1 pseudogene is annotated in these 508 nt (G+C 58.9%); it reads right to left on the bottom strand.

Features of this window, described 5'->3' with window-relative positions:
- Window positions 1-310: 310 nt before the first annotated feature.
- Window positions 311-508 (bottom strand): annotated as a pseudogene (locus tag G6N73_RS36265) (IS110 family transposase); the annotation flags it as partial.

Genomic DNA, 508 nt, shown 5'->3' with positions numbered 1-508 from the left:
CTTATATGAGGAGCGTCAATACGGAACTGTCGTCAGGGTGACATTTTTGCTTTCCGTTGGTTGTTGCGGCATCCACGGTCTGAGCCCGATTGCAAGACGCGGCTCGTTGCCAAGCCAGATCCAACTTATATACGGTCGCTGTTTGGGACAGCGGCACCAACATCCCGCTTGCGGCGGACAAGGGCTCAGGAGGACGAGACCATTCTGGGTTACGGCCATTTCAGGGGCCATGCATATTCTCGGTTCGTCCCACCTGGATCCACCAGGATCGGGTCCTGGAAGATTTGCAGAATTCAGTTCGGCTAACGCATCAGGCGGTCTTCATGACCGCGCCCTCGATGACGACGCCGGCGCTGACGTATTTCCACAGCGCGACGAGCAGCTTGCGGGCGAGCGCAACAATCGTCGCCTTCTTCAGACGGCCGCCGTTGTGTTTGACCCGGTTCTCGAACCACAAGGTGAGCGCCGATCGCGGTTGATGGCGCCGCCACAGCCAGGCCGTCTGGAT

Source organism: Allomesorhizobium camelthorni, from assembly GCF_011045125.1.
GTDB classification, from domain to species: domain Bacteria; phylum Pseudomonadota; class Alphaproteobacteria; order Rhizobiales; family Rhizobiaceae; genus Allomesorhizobium; species Allomesorhizobium camelthorni.
This window is presented reverse-complemented; position numbering and strand designations above follow the sequence as displayed.